Origin of the sequence: Paraburkholderia sp. RL17-381-BIF-C (genome assembly GCF_046026435.1) — a bacterium.
Lineage (GTDB): Bacteria > Pseudomonadota > Gammaproteobacteria > Burkholderiales > Burkholderiaceae > Paraburkholderia.
Genome location: NZ_JARESX010000002.1, coordinates 214407 through 232045 on the forward strand (window position 1 = coordinate 214407; position 17639 = coordinate 232045).

At 62.7% G+C, this 17639-nt stretch carries 19 protein-coding genes; 13 read left to right on the forward strand and 6 right to left on the reverse strand.

Annotation, left to right across the window (positions count from 1 at the left end; translation table 11 throughout):
• Positions 1-44 precede the first annotated feature (44 nt).
• The 7 genes from phnG to P0D70_RS02515 all read left to right on the forward strand — a co-directional run bounded on the left by phnG (position 45) and on the right by P0D70_RS02515 (position 6035).
• Entirely contained in the window at positions 45-542 is a 498-nt protein-coding gene (gene phnG, locus P0D70_RS02485; protein WP_408182215.1) for a phosphonate C-P lyase system protein PhnG, read from the forward strand.
• The gene (phnH, locus tag P0D70_RS02490; RefSeq protein WP_408182217.1) at positions 542-1165 is read left to right on the forward strand and encodes a phosphonate C-P lyase system protein PhnH; all 624 of its coding nucleotides are present in this window, start codon (positions 542-544) and stop codon (positions 1163-1165) included. Before phnG ends, phnH begins: the two co-directional genes overlap by 1 nt.
• Positions 1165-2343 carry a carbon-phosphorus lyase complex subunit gene (locus P0D70_RS02495; RefSeq protein ID WP_408182219.1) on the forward strand — a complete coding sequence of 393 codons (1179 nt, stop codon included), beginning with the start codon at positions 1165-1167 and terminating at the stop codon, positions 2341-2343. The genes phnH and P0D70_RS02495 overlap by 1 nt, the downstream gene beginning before the upstream one ends.
• A complete protein-coding gene (locus tag P0D70_RS02500) occupies positions 2340-3263 on the forward strand; it encodes an alpha-D-ribose 1-methylphosphonate 5-phosphate C-P-lyase PhnJ (RefSeq protein ID WP_091802768.1) in 924 nt (307 codons plus the stop codon). The genes P0D70_RS02495 and P0D70_RS02500 overlap by 4 nt, the downstream gene beginning before the upstream one ends.
• Positions 3260-4030: a phosphonate C-P lyase system protein PhnK gene (gene phnK, locus P0D70_RS02505; RefSeq protein WP_091802770.1), complete on the forward strand. Its 771-nt coding sequence runs from the start codon at positions 3260-3262 to the stop codon at positions 4028-4030. The genes P0D70_RS02500 and phnK overlap by 4 nt, the downstream gene beginning before the upstream one ends.
• Before the next feature lie 8 nt (positions 4031-4038).
• A complete protein-coding gene (gene phnL, locus P0D70_RS02510) occupies positions 4039-4803 on the forward strand; it encodes a phosphonate C-P lyase system protein PhnL (protein WP_408182222.1) in 765 nt (254 codons plus the stop codon).
• A gap of 98 nt (positions 4804-4901) precedes the next feature.
• On the forward strand, positions 4902-6035 hold the full coding sequence (locus P0D70_RS02515) for an alpha-D-ribose 1-methylphosphonate 5-triphosphate diphosphatase (protein ID WP_408182224.1): 1134 nt from the start codon (positions 4902-4904) through the stop codon (positions 6033-6035).
• A 90-nt stretch (positions 6036-6125) separates the two neighbouring features.
• Here the strand turns inward: P0D70_RS02515 and P0D70_RS02520 are convergent, their stop codons facing one another.
• The 5 genes from P0D70_RS02520 to P0D70_RS02540 form a co-directional block, all read right to left on the reverse strand.
• A complete protein-coding gene (locus tag P0D70_RS02520) occupies positions 6126-6572 on the reverse strand; it encodes a lytic transglycosylase domain-containing protein (RefSeq protein ID WP_408182226.1) in 447 nt (148 codons plus the stop codon).
• Positions 6573-6630: 58 nt separating this feature from the next.
• Positions 6631-6972, reverse strand: a complete 342-nt coding sequence (locus P0D70_RS02525; protein ID WP_408182228.1) for a hypothetical protein — start codon at positions 6970-6972, stop codon at positions 6631-6633.
• 11 nt (positions 6973-6983) lie between these two features.
• Positions 6984-7292 (reverse strand): hypothetical protein, encoded by a 309-nt coding sequence (locus P0D70_RS02530; RefSeq protein WP_408182377.1) that lies wholly within the window; start codon positions 7290-7292, stop codon positions 6984-6986.
• Positions 7293-7614: 322 nt separating this feature from the next.
• The gene (locus P0D70_RS02535) at positions 7615-9426 is read right to left on the reverse strand and encodes a diguanylate cyclase domain-containing protein (protein WP_408182380.1); all 1812 of its coding nucleotides are present in this window, start codon (positions 9424-9426) and stop codon (positions 7615-7617) included.
• Positions 9426-10571, reverse strand: a complete 1146-nt coding sequence (locus P0D70_RS02540) for an ABC transporter substrate-binding protein (RefSeq protein ID WP_408182230.1) — start codon at positions 10569-10571, stop codon at positions 9426-9428. The genes P0D70_RS02535 and P0D70_RS02540 overlap by 1 nt, the downstream gene beginning before the upstream one ends.
• 495 nt (positions 10572-11066) lie before the next feature.
• Here P0D70_RS02540 and P0D70_RS02545 point away from each other — a divergent pair, with 495 nt between their 5' ends.
• The 3 genes from P0D70_RS02545 to P0D70_RS02555 all read left to right on the forward strand — a co-directional run bounded on the left by P0D70_RS02545 (position 11067) and on the right by P0D70_RS02555 (position 13875).
• Complete coding sequence (locus P0D70_RS02545) at positions 11067-11309, forward strand: hypothetical protein (protein ID WP_091802790.1); 243 nt, start codon at positions 11067-11069, stop codon at positions 11307-11309.
• A gap of 420 nt (positions 11310-11729) precedes the next feature.
• Positions 11730-12512 (forward strand): ABC transporter substrate-binding protein, encoded by a 783-nt coding sequence (locus tag P0D70_RS02550; protein WP_091802793.1) that lies wholly within the window; start codon positions 11730-11732, stop codon positions 12510-12512.
• 247 nt (positions 12513-12759) lie between these two features.
• The gene (locus tag P0D70_RS02555) at positions 12760-13875 is read left to right on the forward strand and encodes a succinylglutamate desuccinylase/aspartoacylase family protein (RefSeq protein WP_091808806.1); all 1116 of its coding nucleotides are present in this window, start codon (positions 12760-12762) and stop codon (positions 13873-13875) included.
• Positions 13876-13997: 122 nt separating this feature from the next.
• Here P0D70_RS02555 and P0D70_RS02560 read toward each other — a convergent pair whose 3' ends face one another.
• A complete protein-coding gene (locus tag P0D70_RS02560) occupies positions 13998-14804 on the reverse strand; it encodes a MetQ/NlpA family ABC transporter substrate-binding protein (protein WP_091802796.1) in 807 nt (268 codons plus the stop codon).
• A gap of 296 nt (positions 14805-15100) precedes the next feature.
• Between P0D70_RS02560 and P0D70_RS02565 the strand changes: the two genes are divergently transcribed.
• The 3 genes from P0D70_RS02565 to P0D70_RS02575 all read left to right on the forward strand — a co-directional run bounded on the left by P0D70_RS02565 (position 15101) and on the right by P0D70_RS02575 (position 17603).
• On the forward strand, positions 15101-16264 hold the full coding sequence (locus tag P0D70_RS02565; protein WP_091802799.1) for a porin: 1164 nt from the start codon (positions 15101-15103) through the stop codon (positions 16262-16264).
• Between the two features lie 186 nt (positions 16265-16450).
• Positions 16451-17017, forward strand: a complete 567-nt coding sequence (locus P0D70_RS02570) for a TetR/AcrR family transcriptional regulator (protein WP_091802805.1) — start codon at positions 16451-16453, stop codon at positions 17015-17017.
• A gap of 157 nt (positions 17018-17174) precedes the next feature.
• Positions 17175-17603, forward strand: coding sequence for an organic hydroperoxide resistance protein (locus P0D70_RS02575; RefSeq protein WP_408182235.1), 429 nt, complete (start codon positions 17175-17177; stop codon positions 17601-17603).
• The last annotated feature ends 36 nt before the right edge of the window (positions 17604-17639 follow it).

Genomic DNA, 17639 nt, shown 5'->3' on the forward strand with positions numbered 1-17639 from the left:
AATAGATGGTCAAATGTTGACTCGCTGGAACAACAGGACATTCGATGAGTGCCACTTCCACCTCGCCCTCCACCGCCCTGCCTTCGTCGGTCCGGCGCGTATGGATGGCCGTGCTGGCCCGCACGCCACGAGCCGATCTCGAAGCCGCGCTCGAACGCGCCTTGCAGGGCATCCCCACTCCAACGTATGACTGGCTGCGTCCGCCGGAAATCGGCCTCGCCATGGTGCGCGGGCGGATCGGCGGCAGCGGCGACCCGTTCAATCTCGGCGAAGCCACGGTCACCCGCGCCACCTTGCGTTTGCGCGCGTCGGCCGACGCTGACGCGACGGTTGGCGTGGCGTGTCATCTGGGCCGCGACCGCCGCCGCGCCGAACTGGCGGCGCTGGCAGACGCCCTCTTGCAAATGCCGGCGCATCACGCCGTCTTGCATGAGCAACTGATTGAGCCGTTAGCCGCGCAGCAGGCCGCGAAACGCGCCGGGCGGCAACAGGACGCCGCGGCCACGCGCGTCGAATTCTTCACGATGGTTCGGGGCGACTAATGGGAAACTCACAGATTGCATTGTCCAGCGCGTTGACCGACTTAACGCCAGGCTTCGCCGATCCGGTGCACGACACCCAGGCGGTGTTTCGCACTTTGCTCGATGCGCTGTCGCGTCCGGGCACGGTCGGCGTGATCGAGAACGTGTTGCCCGAAGTGCGAGCCACCCGCGCGGACCTTGCCGCCTTCGCCGCGCTGCTCGCACTCTGCGACTACGCCACGCCGGTGTGGCTCGCGCAACCCGATACGGCGCTCGGTTCGTCATTGCGCTTTCACACCGGCGCGCCGCTCGTTGACGAACCCGCACAAGCCGCCTTTGCCTACCTCCACGACGCCGGCACGTTGCCGCCGCTGCAGAGCTTCGCGCTTGGCGCGGCGGAATCGCCCGAACAGTCGGTCACGCTGTTGATCCGCGTCGAAGCACTCACGGGTGGCGCGCCAATCGTGCTGAGCGGCCCGGGTATCCAGCACACCGCGACGATTGCTCCAGTCGGCCTGCCCGAACGTTTCTGGCGCGAACGCGCCGCCCTCGCTCCGCTCTTTCCCTGCGGTGTCGATTGTTATCTCGTCTGCGGCGCACGCCTGATCGGCCTGCCGCGCACAACTCAAGCGAAGGTGAACTGATGTACGTTGCCGTCAAGGGTGGAGAACGCGCGATCGAAGCGTCGTGGCGTCTGCTCGACAAGGCACGCCGCGGCGACACGCGGCTAGCCGAACTCAGCGTCGCGCAGATTCGCGAACAATTGCGCCTCGCGGTAGCGCGCGTCATGACCGAAGGTTCGGTCTACGATGAAGGCCTCGCCGCGCTCGCCATCAAGCAGGCCGCCGGCGATCTGGTCGAAGCGATCTTCCTGCTGCGCGCGTATCGCACCACACTGCCGCGCTTCGGCTACACGCAACCGATCGATACCGAAGCGATGCAGGTGGAGCGCCGTATTTCAGCGACCTTCAAGGACGTGCCCGGCGGCCAGTTGCTGGGCGCGACTTACGATTACACGCAGCGGCTGCTGGATTTCGCGCTGCTCGCGGATGGCGATGCGGATAGCGATGCGCATGGCAACACGGCGGCAAGCGCGACGTCGTCGTCTTCGAGTCGAACTGCCGGCTCTGAAGTGGAAGCCATGCCCCGCGTCGTCACCTTGCTCGACAAAGAAGGTCTGATCGAACAGGAACGCCCCACGCCGAACGCGCCGGAACCCGGCGACCTCTCGCGCGAGCCGCTCGCCTTTCCGGCGAGCCGCGCCACGCGCCTGCAAAATCTCGCGCGCGGCGACGAAGGCTTTCTGCTCGCCATGGGTTACGCGACGCAGCGCGGCTACGCGCACTCGCATCCGTTCGCGGGCGAGATCCGCTTCGGCACGATCGCCGTGGAAATGGAACTCGACGAGTTGGGCGAAGCGGTTGAAATCGGCGACATCGACATAACCGAATGCCAGATGATCAATCAGTTCGCCGGCAGCGGCGCCGTGCCGCCCACCTTCACGCAAGGCTACGGTCTCGCGTTCGGTCACTCAGAGCGCAAGGCAATGGCGATGGCGCTCGTGGATCGCGCATTGCGCGCCGAGGAACTCGGTGAAACGCTGGCCTCGCCCACGCAAGATATCGAATTCATGCTCTCGCATAGCGATAACGTCGAAGCGTCCGGGTTCGTGCAGCATCTGAAACTGCCCCACTACGTCGACTTTCAGTCGGAGCTGGAACTCGTGCGCCGTTTGCGCGCGCAGCACGCCGCGCAGAGTCAGGATCAGGGCATCGAGCAACGCGCGGATCAAACCAACGGTCAGCAGGAGCAGGCAGCATGAACGCGCCCGACACATCCCACGCCAACGCCTCGTACGACAGCGCGGCCGACGGCTACAACTTCGCGTACCTCGACGAGCAGACCAAACGCATGCTGCGCCGCGCGTTGCTCAAGGCGGTGGCCGTGCCGGGGTATCAGGTGCCGTTCGCTTCGCGTGAAATGCCGCTGCCGTTCGGCTGGGGCACCGGCGGCATTCAGGTCACCGCGGCGATCATCGGCCGACAGGACACGCTGAAGGTGATCGATCAGGGCTCCGACGAAACCACCAACGCGGTCAATATTCGCCGTTTTTTCGCGCGCACCACCGGCGTGGCGACCACGCGCCGCACGGTCGAGGCGACGATCATCCAGACCCGTCACCGCATTCCCGAAACACCGCTCACGGACAGGCAGATTCTGGTCTATCAGGTGCCGATGCCCGAGCCGCTCTTTCGCCTCGAACCGCGCGTCGCCGAGTGCAAGAAGCTGCATGCGCTCGCCGATTACGGCCTGATCAGCGTGAAGCTCTATGAGGACATCGTGCATCACGGCAGCATCGCGACCACCTACGACTACCCGGTGATCGTCAACCACCGTTATCTGACTTCGCCTTCGCCTATTCCGAAGTTCGACAACCCGAAGATGCATATGAACCCCGCGCTGCAATTGTTCGGCGCCGGCCGCGAGCGTCGCATTCACGCGATTCCGCCTTACACGCACGTGCGCAGCCTCGACTTCGACGATCATCCGTTCGAAGTGCAGAAGTGGCAACACGCCTGCGCGCTATGTGGTTCGACTGAGAGCTTCCTCGACGAAATGATCGTCGACGATGCGGGCAAACGCATGTTCGTCTGCTCCGACAGCGACTACTGCCACGAACGCCGCGGCGACGAAGAACCCGATTTGCCGTTGCGTGCCGCGCGCGAGGGAGAACACGCATGACGCCGCTCCTCACCGCCCGCTCGCTCACCAAACAATACGGCGGCCGCAATGGCTGCAGGAACGTCAGCTTCGACCTGTATCCGGGCGAAGTGCTGTGCATTGTCGGCGAATCAGGTTCGGGCAAGACCACGCTGCTGAACACGCTCGCGCTCAAGACCGCGGCCGACAGCGGCTCGCTTCACTACACGGCTACTCACGGCGACCAGCTCGATCTGCTCGCCTTGTCCGAACCACGCCGCCGTTTGCTGATGCGCACCGAATGGGGTTTCGTTCAGCAGAATCCGCGCGACGGACTGCGCAGCGGCGTCTCGGCCGGCGCGAACATCGGCGAGCCGTTGATGGCTGTCGGCGCGCGCCACTATGGGGATATCCGCTACGCGGCCACGCAGTGGATGGAGCGCGTCGAACTCGATTCCTCACGCATCGACGAATTTCCGGCGGCGTTTTCGGGCGGCATGCAGCAGCGTTTGCAGATTGCGCGCAATCTCGTCACCGGTCCAAGGCTCGTCTTCATGGACGAACCGACCGCCGGCCTCGACGTATCGGTGCAGGCGCGCCTGCTCGATCTGCTGCGCACGCTGACGTCGACGCTGCATCTGTCGGTGCTGATCGTCACGCACGATATCGGCGTCGCGCGTTTGCTCGCGCACCGGCTGATGGTCATGCAAGGCGGCGAAGTGGTCGAGGCGGGACTGACCGACCAGGTGCTCGACGATCCGCAGCACCCGTACACGCAAACGCTGGTTTCCTCGGTTCTGCCGGTTTGAGGTTCACAATGCGATCCATTGAAACAAGCACTGAAGCGCGCGCCGCCGAGCACGCATTCGTCGACAACGCGGCGCTGATGCTGCGCGCGGTCGGCATTGGCAAGACCTTTGTGTTGCACGGCCAGGGCGGCGTGCGAATCGAAGCGCTGGCGGGCGTCTCGCTCGAAATCGAGCGAGGCGAATGCGTGGTGCTGGTCGGGCCGTCGGGTGCGGGCAAGAGCACACTGCTGCGCTGCCTGTACGGCAACTATCTGGCGACGAGCGGCTTGATTGCGATTCGCGACCTTGGAAATGACGGCCGGCCCGTATCCATCACCGGGGCTGAGCCGCACGACGTACTGCGCCTACGCCGAAGCGTGGTCGGTTACGTGAGCCAGTTTCTGCGCGTGATTCCGCGCGTGCCGACACTTACGCTCGTAGCCGAACCGCTGCTCTCGCGCGGCGTACCGGAAGACGAAGCACGCTCGCGCGCCGCTGCGCTACTCGCCAGATTGAACGTGCCTGAAAGACTGTGGTCGCTCGCGCCCGCCACGTTCTCAGGCGGCGAACAACAGCGCGTGAATATCGCGCGTGGTTTGATTGCCGAGCACCCGCTGCTTTTGCTCGACGAACCGACGGCCTCACTCGACGCCGACAACCGCGACGTGGTCGCCGACCTGATCGTCGAAGCACGCGAGCGCGGCGCGGCGATCGTCGGCATCTTTCACGACGAAGACACGCGCAACAAGGTCGCCACGCGCCGCCTGGAACTGAAGCCGCCGCTGCGTCACTGAATGACACAAATCGGGCGCGCAACGGCACTACACTGACACATGCGGCCCCAGTGCGTAAAAAGCCCACACTCAAGTCTGACTGACTACGGAGCAAGTCGATGTTGATCAGGAACGCTCGCATCGTGACGCGAGACGAAGTATTCACCGGTGTGGTTCGCGCCGAAGACGGCGTGATCCGCGAAGTCGAGCGCGGCACGACCGCGGCGCGCGAAGCCGAAGATTGGGACGGCGACTATCTGTTGCCCGGCCTGATCGAACTGCACACGGACAACCTCGAGAAGCATCTCGCGCCGCGTCCGGGCGTGCAATGGAATACCGATGCGGCCTTCGTGATTCACGACGCCCAGGTGGCCGCGGCCGGCATCACCACCGTATTCGATGCGCTCGCCATCGGTTCGCGCACGAACGTGGGATTGCGGGGCCGCGATCTGCAAACGCAATGCGCCGAAGCGCTCACGCGCTTCTCCGAGCGCAAGCTGCTGCGCGCCGAACACTTTCTGCATCTGCGCTGCGAAATCGCCACCGCCGACGTGGTAGAAGTGTTCGATTCGTTGTGCGCGCATCCGTTGCTGCGGCTCGCCTCGGTAATGGATCACACGCCCGGTCAGCGTCAGTGGCACGACCGCGAACAATGGCGCCGCTTTCAGGAACGCAACGGCAAACTGAGCGACGAACACGTGGCGACCGCGCTCACCGAACTCTCGGTCGAACAGGCACGGTACGCCGACGCGCACCGCCGCGAGATCGTGGCGCGCTGCAACCGGCTCGGCATTCCGGTGGCAAGCCACGACGACACGCTGATCGAACACGTCGAACAGGCCAAAGCAGAAGGCATCGTGCTCGCGGAGTTTCCGACCACCCGCATCGCCGCCGAAGCCGCGCGCGAGCACGGCATTTCGACCATCATGGGCGCGCCGAATATCGTGCGCGGCGGCTCGCATTCGGGCAACGTGTCGGCGCTCGAACTGGCACGAGCGGACCTGCTCGACATCCTGTCGTCGGATTATGTGCCGTCGAGCCTGATGACCGCCGTGTTCGATCTGGTCGACCAGGCCGGCTGGACGTTGCCGCGCGCAATGGCAACCGTCTCCGCCGAACCGGCGCGCACCGCCGGTTTGCATGACCGCGGCGCGATCGAACCCGGCTTGCGCGCTGACTTCGTGCGCGTAACCATGCTCGACAGGCTGCCGGTGCCGCGCGCTACATATCGCGGCGGCGCACGGATCGTTTGAAGGGAAGGCGCTCAAGACCTTGATGGCTCGCCGGACGCGCGGTCCGCGCCTGGTGCATGGTGCCTGGTGCCCGGGGCCTGGTGAGCGGGTTCAGCGCGCGGACGGCAACTGCCCCCATGCCACCAGCACCTTCTGAATTCCACGCGCATAGGCGTCGCGCTGTTTCGGCGTTTCCGAATGGTAGGCGCCGATCGCGCGCCACGTATTGCCGTGCTTGACCATCTTCTGTTTCAGCAGCCAGGCCGCCACATACACGTTCACGCACGGATCGACCAGCGCGCGATGCGGCACCCCTTCGCGCGCGAGGTCGTCGAAGTGAATCGAGTTGATCTGCAACTGACCCACGTCGATCGAGCCATTTGCGTTCTGCCGTATCGCGCTTGCGTCACCCTTCGATTCGTACCATGCGAGTGCGCGCAGCACCCACGGATTCACGCCCTGATAAGCCGCTGCTTCGTTGAAGCAGTCGTCGGCTGCTTGCGCGGCGCCGCATACCGACAGGCAGGCGAGTGCTGAGAAGACAATCTTCAAGGACATGACGCATCCTTCCGTTTGATAGTGATGCAGCGTGACCCGCGTCGGAGCGCCGGCCGGTTTATCTGGCCAGCGCCAGATCGATCTGCCGTTGCACCGAGTCGAGATACGCATGCGAGGCGTCGGACACGACGATCCGCACGACCGGGGCGGGCGGGCTTCTGCGCTCCTGCGCCTGCGCCGCCACATGCGTTTTCTTTCGATGCGATACCGGCTTCACCGGCAATTCGTCATCGCCCGCGCCCGGCGGCGGCAGCATGGCCAGCGACGGCAACGGCGGATACACCTTGTCCGCCGCGGCGGGAAACGCGCCAGCGGATTGCAGGTCCGCGCCAGGCTGTCCGGCGAAGGCCGGCGCGCTGAGGAGCATGGCCAGCGCCAGCAAAGTGATGCGAACGGTCACGGTGCCCTCCTTCATTGGACCGTCCTGATCGATACGCTATACGGCTGACCCAATCCGGTGGTGCGGTTCTCGAAGTTCACCCGGGCCGCGCGCTGGGCCGGCACGCCCTTCCACACCGCCTGATTCAGGTACGCGAAGTCCTGCCCCAGCGCCGTCACGAGAACGACCGTGGACTGCGGCTGCGCGGCGGCGAGTGCGCCCGCCTTCGCGAGCACGGTGGTCAGTTGCGGATCGCGCGCGCCGAGCGCGTCAGGCGGAATGTCGAAACTGAGCACCTCGTTCGGCGCCTTATCCGTATGGGCCGCGCTCGGCGGCGGCATCGGGGCGCAGCCGGCGAGCGCGAACACGGCAGCCAGCAACCCTATCTGTCGCTTCACGGAAATCTCCCGTCGATTCATTGCTATAACGGAGTTTTCGGCAACCTCGAGGGAAAGTTGATACGGCGGAAACGCTTCACCGAAAATCAAAAAGACTTGTCTCAAGATCGGCGCAAACGATTGCTTCAACGCTCGGCGAAGCGAAGATCGAGGCAAAGTTGCCTCGCGATTCCGGCAAGAAAAAAGGAGCAGGCGCAGTAGACGGAAAGCAGATCGCAAGCAGCTGGAAAGCTGACTGGAAAGCAGGATGCGCGTTTTGGCTGCATCAGGCCGTCGGTTCGGCCTCGTGTCCTTGCGTTGCGCCCTCGCCGGCCTGCGCGTGCGCCTCGACCTGCTCGCGCCGGCGCGCTTCGAGCACATCCTGGTAACGCATATACGCGCAACGTCCGCCGGATTTAGCCGCATACATCGCCGCGTCGGCGTTGAGCAGCAATTCTTCCGCCGTGCCGCTGTCGTCGGGAAACTGGCTAATGCCGATGCTCGCGCCCACCGTCATGTTCTGCCCTTCAACCCGGACCTCTTCGTTCAGCGCCTCCATGATGCGCGCGGCGATCGCGGGCGCCGCCTCTGCCGCGCGCGGCCCTTCGATCAGCACGATGAACTCGTCGCCACCCAAACGCGCCACCAGGTCCGCGGAACAGAGCACCTGCTTCAGGCGACGCCCCACCGCGGCGAGCACCGTGTCGCCGACGGAATGGCCGAACTGGTCGTTGATCTGCTTGAAACGGTCGAGGTCGACGAACAGCACGGCGAGGCCTTCCTCTCGCCGCGTGGCTTCCTCGATCGCGCTTTCGAGCTTCTCCATGAACAGGACGCGGTTCGGCAGTCCGGTCAGTCCGTCATGCGTGGCGAGATGCACGAGTTCACGTTGCTTGGCGTGCAGCACGTCCATTTGCGATTTGATTTCGCGCCGCAGCCGGTCGAAGCAGCGCGCCAGCACGCCGATCTCGTCGGTCCGGTTGAGCGGCAGCGTAGGCATGGCGTGTTCGGCGAACAGATGCGTTGCCGCATGCGCGAGCATGTGCAGCGGCTTGGTCAGCGCGCGCGCGAACAGAATGGCGAGGAACAGCGCCAGCACACTGAAAATCAGCACCATGCGCACGATACTGTTGCCAAGCAGATTCGCGCCGGACAGGACGTCTTCGAGCGGCTTGGCGAGACCGAGCACGATGAAGCGGTTGCCCGCCAGATCACCGAAAGGCCTGCGCACGAAAGCGAGTACCTGGCCGGCGGCCTGCTTCGGCCGCGCAAGACCGTCCACCAGCACCTCACCTTGCGACTGTTCGAAGAGCGGCCTCGTGACGGAGAAACTGTCCTGCATCAGCACGCGCCGGCCCCGATCGAAGCCGAAGGTTTTCGAGGCATCCGGATGAACGAGGAAATCGCCCCATTCGTTGGCGAGGTAGACCCGATAGTCGCTCGGCAAATCGCTTTGCAGCCGTTTGAACAGCGCCTCCAGATCGATATCGATCACGACGACGCCCACCACGTCGCCATGCGCGTTCGCCACAGGCGTGCCGAGCCGCAGCGTCGGCTTGCCCTGGGCTGCATGCGAGCCGTACTCATGGTTCACCGAGATCGGCGAAATGTAAATGCGGCCCGGCGCAAACGTCAGCGTGTCGAATACATAGGCAAACTGACCTTTCTCCTGCAGGTTCTTCCCTTCGACCCGCACGAGGCCGTCCGCGTCGCGGTCGAAGCGGACCAGTTCGAGCCCATAGTGCTGGCGCGTAATCAGGCGGATTTGCAGGTACTCGAGGTGATGCACCATGAAACTGGAATACACCTGCGCCAGCCGTTCGCGGGCCGCGTTCGGGCCGACGCCGTCGTCGGTCTGCGCGATGTCCGCCGTGGACGGCATGCTCGCGAGCACCAGCGCGTCGGAGCCGACATCGTCGATCGAGGCGGAAAAGCGCTGGCCCAGCAATTCCGTCGACGTGAGCAGGCTGCGCCCGGCTTCGTTCACGAGCATCGTGCGGTTCGCACGATACGCGTAATAGCCGGTCGCGCCCGACGCGAGCACGCCGATGCACGCGAGCAGCACGGATAATTTGAAGGTCAGCCCGGGGCGTATCATCAAAAACGCTCCGACCGGTCCCCGGACACGATTCTGGCCCACAGGTCCTCGCGCCGCTGAGTATTTTCCACCGGACCGATCCACACGATACGCGCGTTATCGCTGTTTTCCACGGGCGCCGTCAACGTATTGGCCAGCCCCTGGCGTTGTGTCAGCAATGCGCTGACGTCCGGTTCGAGCATGTAATTGATCCACGCGAGCGCAAGCGGCTGATCGGCCGCCGCGCGTGTCATCGACCAGCAATCCAGCCATGCGAGCGCGCCCTCGTCGGGAATCACATAGCCCACGTCGGCGCCCGCCCGGCGCAGCAACTCGACCTGCTGGGTGCCGTAGTTGCCGAACATCAACGCAACCTTATGCTGGATGAAAAACGCGGTCGCCTCCTCGGGCAACGTGTAATAGGTCAACAGATTGCGGCGCAGATCGACGAGCTTGTGAGCGATCGTGCGCATTTGCGCGGCATCGAGTTGAAAGGGATGGGAATAGCCCAGCGCCAACGCAGTGAACGAGAAATTGTGCTGCGCACTGTTGAAGTCGAGCACCTTGCCGCGGTAACGCGGATTCCACAATTCGCGCATGGAGCGCGGCGCCACGGCGACCTGCTTGCGGTCGTAGATCAAGCCCATCGACGAGTACGTGAACGGAATGGCGTATGCCTTGCCGCCCGACGTGATGCCGCCAATCGAGGCAAGCGCCTGAAAGCGCGGCAATTGTTTTCTGGTGTTCGGCAACCTGGCGAGGTCGAGCGGCGCCAAAAGATTCGCCTCGGTATAGCGCTGGATTTCGGCGGTATTGGCGGCGAGCACGTCGAAGGGCGGCGTCCCTTTCGCATGCATCTGCGCCCATAGCGCCTCGTCGGAATCGACCAGCGTGACTTCGACGCGGGCCTTGTAACGCGCCTCGAAACGCTTCACCACGTCGGCGTCAGCGTAGCCTGGCCACGCGAGCACGCGCAGGACGTTGTCGTCGGCTTTAACCGGCGCGGCCGCACAAAGGCCGACGGAAAAAACCACGCCGGGTAGAAATGTCAAAAGTCCCAGACAAACGCTGCGACACAATAAATAGGCGCGCGCAAACACGCCGATTCGTGATTGAAAGAATCGTTTACAAACGCGCTTTTCATCTGCCGCAAACATTATGTGCATATACAACACCGTTTAGCAGAAGACCTGATGGCGAGCGTCGACGCACGGAATCGATCCGCGGACTGTCGTCCGGCGACATTCTTCAGACAGATACGCTCTGCGTGAGGCATTGGGCCGGGCGCGAGGAGCAACGATGATAGCGCTAAGAAAACCATTTTTGGTTGTCGGCTTCGCCGAGTCGAACAAATTCCGTCAAACGGGATACAGCAAGCGCGCTCATCTGCATTTAACGGCAGTTTATGCGGAATCTTTAACTCGACTACGGCCGTTTGAAACATTTGAACCCGTGAAACACGAGCGATCTGCGTCTTAACACGTAAGAGTCGCGGCTAAATTGTGCGAGGACAAACCCCGCGACACATTGCTAAAGAAACGCCGCGCGGATGCCGATAAACGTTCGCCTGCCCAGTCCGCCGCCGGCGGTCGAAGGCAGCGTCGCGCGATGCCGCGCGGCCTGTCTTCCGGGTAGTCGACGAGTCGGACAAGAAACAGACAATGCGCTTGAGCAAAACAGAATGGGTGTGGGTGGCCGTGGCGGCCGGATCGATTGCGTGCTTCGGCAGTTGGCTTCAGGGCGAAATGAATCGTGCGGCACTCGAGCGCACCCAGCGCGAAACCCAGGACATGCGCGGCACCTGCGCGGGCATGTCCGCACAGGACGCGCAGATGATGGACAAGGGCGCACTCTGGTGCGGCGAGGTCGGCGCGGAACGCGCGGATTCGCTCGCCAAGGAGTGAATCGCCGTCTTGTGCTCTGCCTGCGCTGGCACGCGTGGGACCGCGTGGAATCGCGCACCATCCGGGCAGCCGCGACAACCGCGAAGTAACGTGACGCACGCACGCACGCACGCAAATTAGCCAACTTCATTACTGCGGCATTACGTGCGCGACACGTACGCGAGACGAGCGGACGTTGCCACCCGATACGCATCAGCGACGCTTTCGCATCTCCACCACATTCACGCATTAGAAGCCAGCCTCTTGCGCCATCCGGTGTTTCACTAGCTACCCAATCTTTTTGAACTGATAAGCTTGGCGCGCGCTGCTGGCCGCCCCGGCTGGCAGCTTCAACCCAAGCCCGGTCGTGAGTCGCGCCGGGTGCCCCGCAGCGGCACAACCGCATGCGGGCGTATTTGAACTACACCGAGGAGTAAAACAGTGAAAAAACTGCTAGCGGCTTTGACGGTTGCTCTGCTTGCTACCGTCTCGATTGGCGCACACGCTAAAGATTGGTCGACCATCCGTTTCGGCGTTGACGCCAGCTACCCCCCGTTTGAGTCGAAGGGCTCGGACGGCAAGCTCGTTGGCTTCGATATCGACCTCGGCAATGAAATCTGCGCGCGCCTGAAGGCCAAGTGCGTGTGGGTCGAAAACGACTTCGACGGCATGATCCCGGCCCTGAAGGCGAAGAAGTTCGACGGCGTGCTGTCGTCGATGTCCATGACGCCGCAACGCGCCGAGCAGATCGCTTTCTCGAACAAACTGTTCAACACCCCGACGCGCCTCGTGGCGAAGAAGGGTTCGGGCATCCTGCCGACGGCCGACTCGCTCAAGGGCAAGACGGTTGGCGTGGAACAAGGCACGATCCAGGAAACGTACGCGAAGACGTACTGGGAAGCGAAGGGCACGAAGGTCGTGCCGTATCAGAACCAGGATCAGGTCTACGCCGACTTGCTGTCGGGCCGTCTGGACGCAGCGCTGCAAGACGCAGTGCAAGCTGAAATCGGCTTCCTGAAGACGCCGCGCGGCGCCGGCTTCGACTTCGTCGGCAAGAACCTCGACGATCCGAAGATCCTCGGCAACGGCGCAGGCATCGGCATGCGCAAGGAAGACACCGATCTGAAAGCGAAGGTCGACAAGGCAATTGCCGACATCATCAAGGACGGTACGTACAAGAAGCTCGAGAAGAAGTACTTCGACTTCGACGTGTACGGCGGCTAAGCTGGCCATGCGCGTCTGACGACGCGCCCTGCCGGTTTGCAGAAACGGGCTCCGCCACAGGCGGAGCCCGTTTCATTTACAGCGCCGCATAAAACCACATACCGCGTCATATCGGCTAAGATCGTGCGATCGAGGCGCCCGCAAAGCGCCGCCCGCCGGCCCGAGACTGACCGGCTATCAAGCAAGTTTCCCCACTGTTATCAACGAGATAGCGCGGCACGCCCAGTTGGCCGCGGATTTGAAAACCATGCAAACCCAAACCCATCCGCTGATTGCTCCGACGCTCGGCACCGCCCGCAACCTGACGAGTTTCCACTACGGTCCGGGCGGCGGCCAGAAGATTTACATCCAGTCGTCGCTGCATGCCGACGAGTTGCCCGGCATGCTGGTCTCGTGGGCACTGCGCCGCAAGCTGACGGCGCTGGAAGCGGCCGGCAAGATTCGCGGCGAAGTCGTGATCGTGCCGGTGGCCAATCCGATCGGCCTGAATCAGCACTTTCTCGGCCATCTGACCGGGCGTTTCGAAACCAACACGGCCCAGAACTTCAACCGCAATTTCCACGATCTGTCGGCGCTGGTGCAGCCGGTGATCGAGTCGCGCCTGACCGACAATCTCGACGCAAACCGCACGGCGATCCGCACGGCCATGCGCGAGGCGCTCGACGCGCAAACGCCGCAGACCGAACTCGAATCGCAGCGCCTCGCGCTGCAAAAGCTTTCATACGACGCCGACGTCGTGCTCGATCTGCATTGCGACTGGGAAGCGGCGATGCACCTCTACACGAACCCGGACCTGTGGCCGGAAGTCGAGCCGCTCGCCTGCTACCTGGACGCCAAGGCATCGCTGCTCGCGCTCAATTCGGTGGGCAATCCGTTCGACGAAATTCACAGCTTCTGCTGGTCGGATCTGCGTGGCCGCTACGGCGACCGCTTCCCCATTCCGAACGGCTCGATCTCCGTCACGATCGAACTGCGCGGCCAGCGCGAAGTGTCGTACGAGTACGCCGAGCATGACGCGCAGGCGATCATCGAATACCTGACCTCGCGTGGCGTGATCGACGGCACGGCTGCCGCGCTGCCGCCGCTCGAATTCGCCGCCACGCCGCTCGCCGGCGCCGAGCCGATCGTCGCACCGATCAGCGGCGTGCTGGTGTATCGCTGTGAAGTCGGCACCTGGGTCGACGTGGGCCATGAGATCGCCGATATCGTCGATCCGCTGACGGAGCAAGTCGTCACGCTCAAGAGCAGCGTGGCCGGCGTGCTGTACGCACGGCATTTGACGCGCTTTGCGACGGCCGGTCTGGAATTCGCACGCATTGCCGGTGCGAAGGCGTTCCGCAGCGGCTCGCTGCTGAGCAACTAAGGCAAAAATCGCGCTCGTGCCACCTTATCGCGCGGCACGAGCGCGAGAGTTCGAGCCGCAATGCAAATCGCCCGCTGAAACAGCGGGCGATTTGCATTTATGCGGCATCAGTCAAACCATGCTCAGAAAGCCGGGATGATCGCGCCTTTGAATTGCGTATCGATGTACTTGCGCACTTCGTCCGATTCGTACGCCGCCACCAGCTTCTTCACCCACGGCTGATTGCGGTCCTGCTCGCGCACCGCGATCAGATTCGCGTACGGGCCTTTCAGGTCTTCGATCGCGATTGCGTCTTTGGTCGGCTGCAGGCCGGCCTTGACCGCGTAATCGGTATTGATCGAAGCCGCGTCGAGGTCGCCGAGCGCACGCGGCAATTGCGCGGCATCGAGTTCCACCAGCTTGATCTTCTTCGGATTTTCAGCGACATCGAGCGGCGTCGCGTTCACGCCGTTCGTGCCGACGCCCGGCTTCAACTTGATCACACCGTACTTCTGCAAAAGCAGCAGCGCGCGATTGCCGTTGGACGGGTCGTTCTGGATGCCGACCTTCGCGCCTTCCGGCAAGTCCTTGAGCGACTTGAGTTTCTTCGAATAGAAGCCCATTGGCGACACATAGGTCAAGCCGACGTTGACGATCTTGTAGCCGCGCTGCTTGATCTGGCTGTCGAGAAACGGCTGGTGCTGAAAGCCGTTGGCGTCGAGGTCGCCCGCGTCGAGCGCAGCGTTCGGCTGCACATAATCGTTGAATTCGATGACTTTGACGTTCAGACCTTCGCGCGCCGCCACTTTCGTCACGACCGACCAGATTTGCGCGTCCGGGCCGCTCATCGTGCCGATCTTGAGTTGTTTGTCGTCCGCGTGCGCGAACGTGGCCGTCAGCGAAAAGGCGGCGATGGCGAGCAGGTTCTGGAGGATTGTCCGGCGTTGCATGCGTCTTCCTACATGTGATGTGTTGGTAGGCGCGCATCGTCGCATGCGGCTGTGACGGCGGAAAACCAATCGTTTTTCACACGCTTATATGCACGAGCGGGAAAAAGCTTATACGCGCATGCCCTGCTCGATTTCAGCTGGCGAAGCTATGTGAGTGTCGCGCTCACGCGACAGATTCGGAAAATAAGCAAAGCTGTCACATACCTTACTCTGCGTTCCCTTAAATTTCGGGCCATCGCACGACCCGGCCAAAGAGCCCGGCGTCGCGATCGCTTAATTTTTAATCGGAGAAAGTCTTGAACAAAAAAGTATTTGCCGCCGCTACTCTCGCCGTCTTCGCCTCCGCTGCTCACGCGCAAAGCAGTGTCACCCTGTACGGCCTGATCGACGCCGGTATCAGCTACGTGAACAACTCGAAGACCGCAACGGGCCACGACAACCTCTTCAAGTACGACGACGGCGTCGCACAAGGCAGCCGTTGGGGCCTGCGCGGCACGGAAGACCTGGGTGGCGGCCTGAAGGCGCTGTTCGTGTTGGAGAACGGATTTAACAGCGGCAACGGCACGCTCGGCCAGGGCGGCGCGCTGTTCGGCCGTCAGGCGTTTGTCGGTCTGTCGCAGAACGGCGTCGGCTCGCTGACGTTCGGCCGTCAGTACTCGTTTTCGACGGACTATCTGGGCGGCAACTACTCGACCGGCGGCCAGACCGTCGCGGGTAACTACGCTTACCACATCAACGACGTCGACCAGTTGACGTCGAGCCGTATCAACAACGCAGTCAAGTTCAGCAGCGCGAATTTCGCGGGCCTGACCTTCGGCGCGATGTACGGCTTCTCGAACCAGGCTGGCGCATTCGCCGGCGCGCCGGCAACCGGCACGACCGCTGCACCGGTCGCGGGTTCGTCGCGCGCTTACAGCTTCGGCTTGAACTACGCAAACGGCCCGTTCGGCGTTGGCGCGGCATACACGGACATCCGGTATCCGGGTCAGGCAACCCCGACGTTCTCGACGGCCATGGCCAACGTGACGACGGGCACGGTCCGCGATCTGCGCACGTTCGGCGTGGGCGGCCGCTACTCGATCGGCGCGGCGACGCTGTGGGCGTTGTATACGAACACGCGCTTCGAACCGATCTCGGGCAGCTCGACGACGTTCACTGCGTACGAAGCGGGCGCGAAGTACGCGTTCACGCCGGCACTGACGGCAGGCGCGGGCTACACGTACATGCACCTGAGCGACGCGAGCACCGGCCACTGGAACCAGGTGGACCTGAGCGTCGACTACGCGCTGAGCAAGCGTACGGACGTGTATGCACTGGGTATCTATCAGATCGCCGCCGGCCGCAACAAGGGCCAGGATCTGCAGGCGCAGATCGGTTCGAGCACGAGCTACTTCAGCACGTCGGGCACGGGTTCGGACAACCAGCTGGCGTTCCGCGTCGGTATCCGTCATAAGTTCTAAGCGGTTTTCTCTCTGCAGGGAACGCGAATTCCTTGCTGGATTGAGAGTCTGGAAAAACGCCCTGCGGGGCGTTTTTCTTTTGGGACGACACAAGGACGTTCGCCTTACCCCACCCCACACCCCACTTCTTCATTAGATGCAAAAAATCCGCTTGACTATCTATCTAGTAGTAGATAAAGTTCACTCATGGAAACGACCCCGACAGTCCGCGAGCAGATTCTCGATCACGCCATCACGTTGATGATGCAGCGTGGCTACAACGGTTTCAGCTACCGCGATCTGTCCGAACTGGTCGGCGTCAAGACTTCGAGCATCCACTACTATTACCCGTCGAAAGACGATCTGGTGCTGGAGGCGGTCAACGAATACAGCAAGGAAGTGCTAGCTGCGCTGCACGCGATCGACGCCAAACTGCCGGCCAATACGAAGCTCAGCAAGTACACCCGGCTGTTTGGCAAAACGCTCGGCGACGGCGACCAGATTTGTCTGTGCGGCATGCTGGCGTCGGATATCGCGTCGTTGCCGGAGAACATTCGTGAGGCGATTCAGGCGTTTTTCAAAGCCAACGAAAAGTGGCTGGCGCAAGTGCTCGCACAAGGCGCGCAGGAGCGCACGCTGGTAGTGAACGGCAAGCCCGAGGCCGCCGCGCGTGCGCTTTACGCCGCGTATCAAGGCAGTGTGCTAGCAAGCCGGTTGTTCGGAACGAAGGCCCGGTTGGAAGATGTAGAAGCTTCGTGGAAGAAATCGCAGTAGTGCTGTTACAGAGGTGGACATCCGCCTCTTTGTTTTTACCTTGCAGTCTACCTATAGGTAGATAGACTGCAACCATGAGTTACCGGCGCGGATCACGCGTCCTTTTTTAACCTCACTTATCTATCTAGTAGTAGATACCCAACTGAAGGAGTTGACCATGACCAAGATCGACAACGTGCTGTACCGCGCTCACGCCAAGGCAACCGGTGGCCGTGACGGCCGCGCCGTGGTGCCCGAAGGCAACCTCGACCTGAAGCTGACCACGCCGAAGCAACTCGGCGGTGCAGGTGGCGAGGGCACCAACCCTGAGCAACTGTTCGCGGCCGGCTACAGCGCGTGCTTCGTCGGTGCGATGAAGTTCGTCGCCGCGCGCGACCGCATCGCGATTCCCGCTGACGTCTCCGTGGAGGGCAGCGTCGGCATCGGCGCGATCCCGAATGGCTTCGGAATCGAGGTGGAGTTGAAGATCTCGCTGCCCGGCATGGCGCAAGACGCGGCGCAGGCGCTCGTCGACAAGGCGCACATCGTGTGTCCGTATTCGAACGCTACGCGCAACAACATCGCCGTCACGCTCACGCTCGTCTAATCCCAAGCCCTCTTCCTGACTATTGCGCTTACCGGA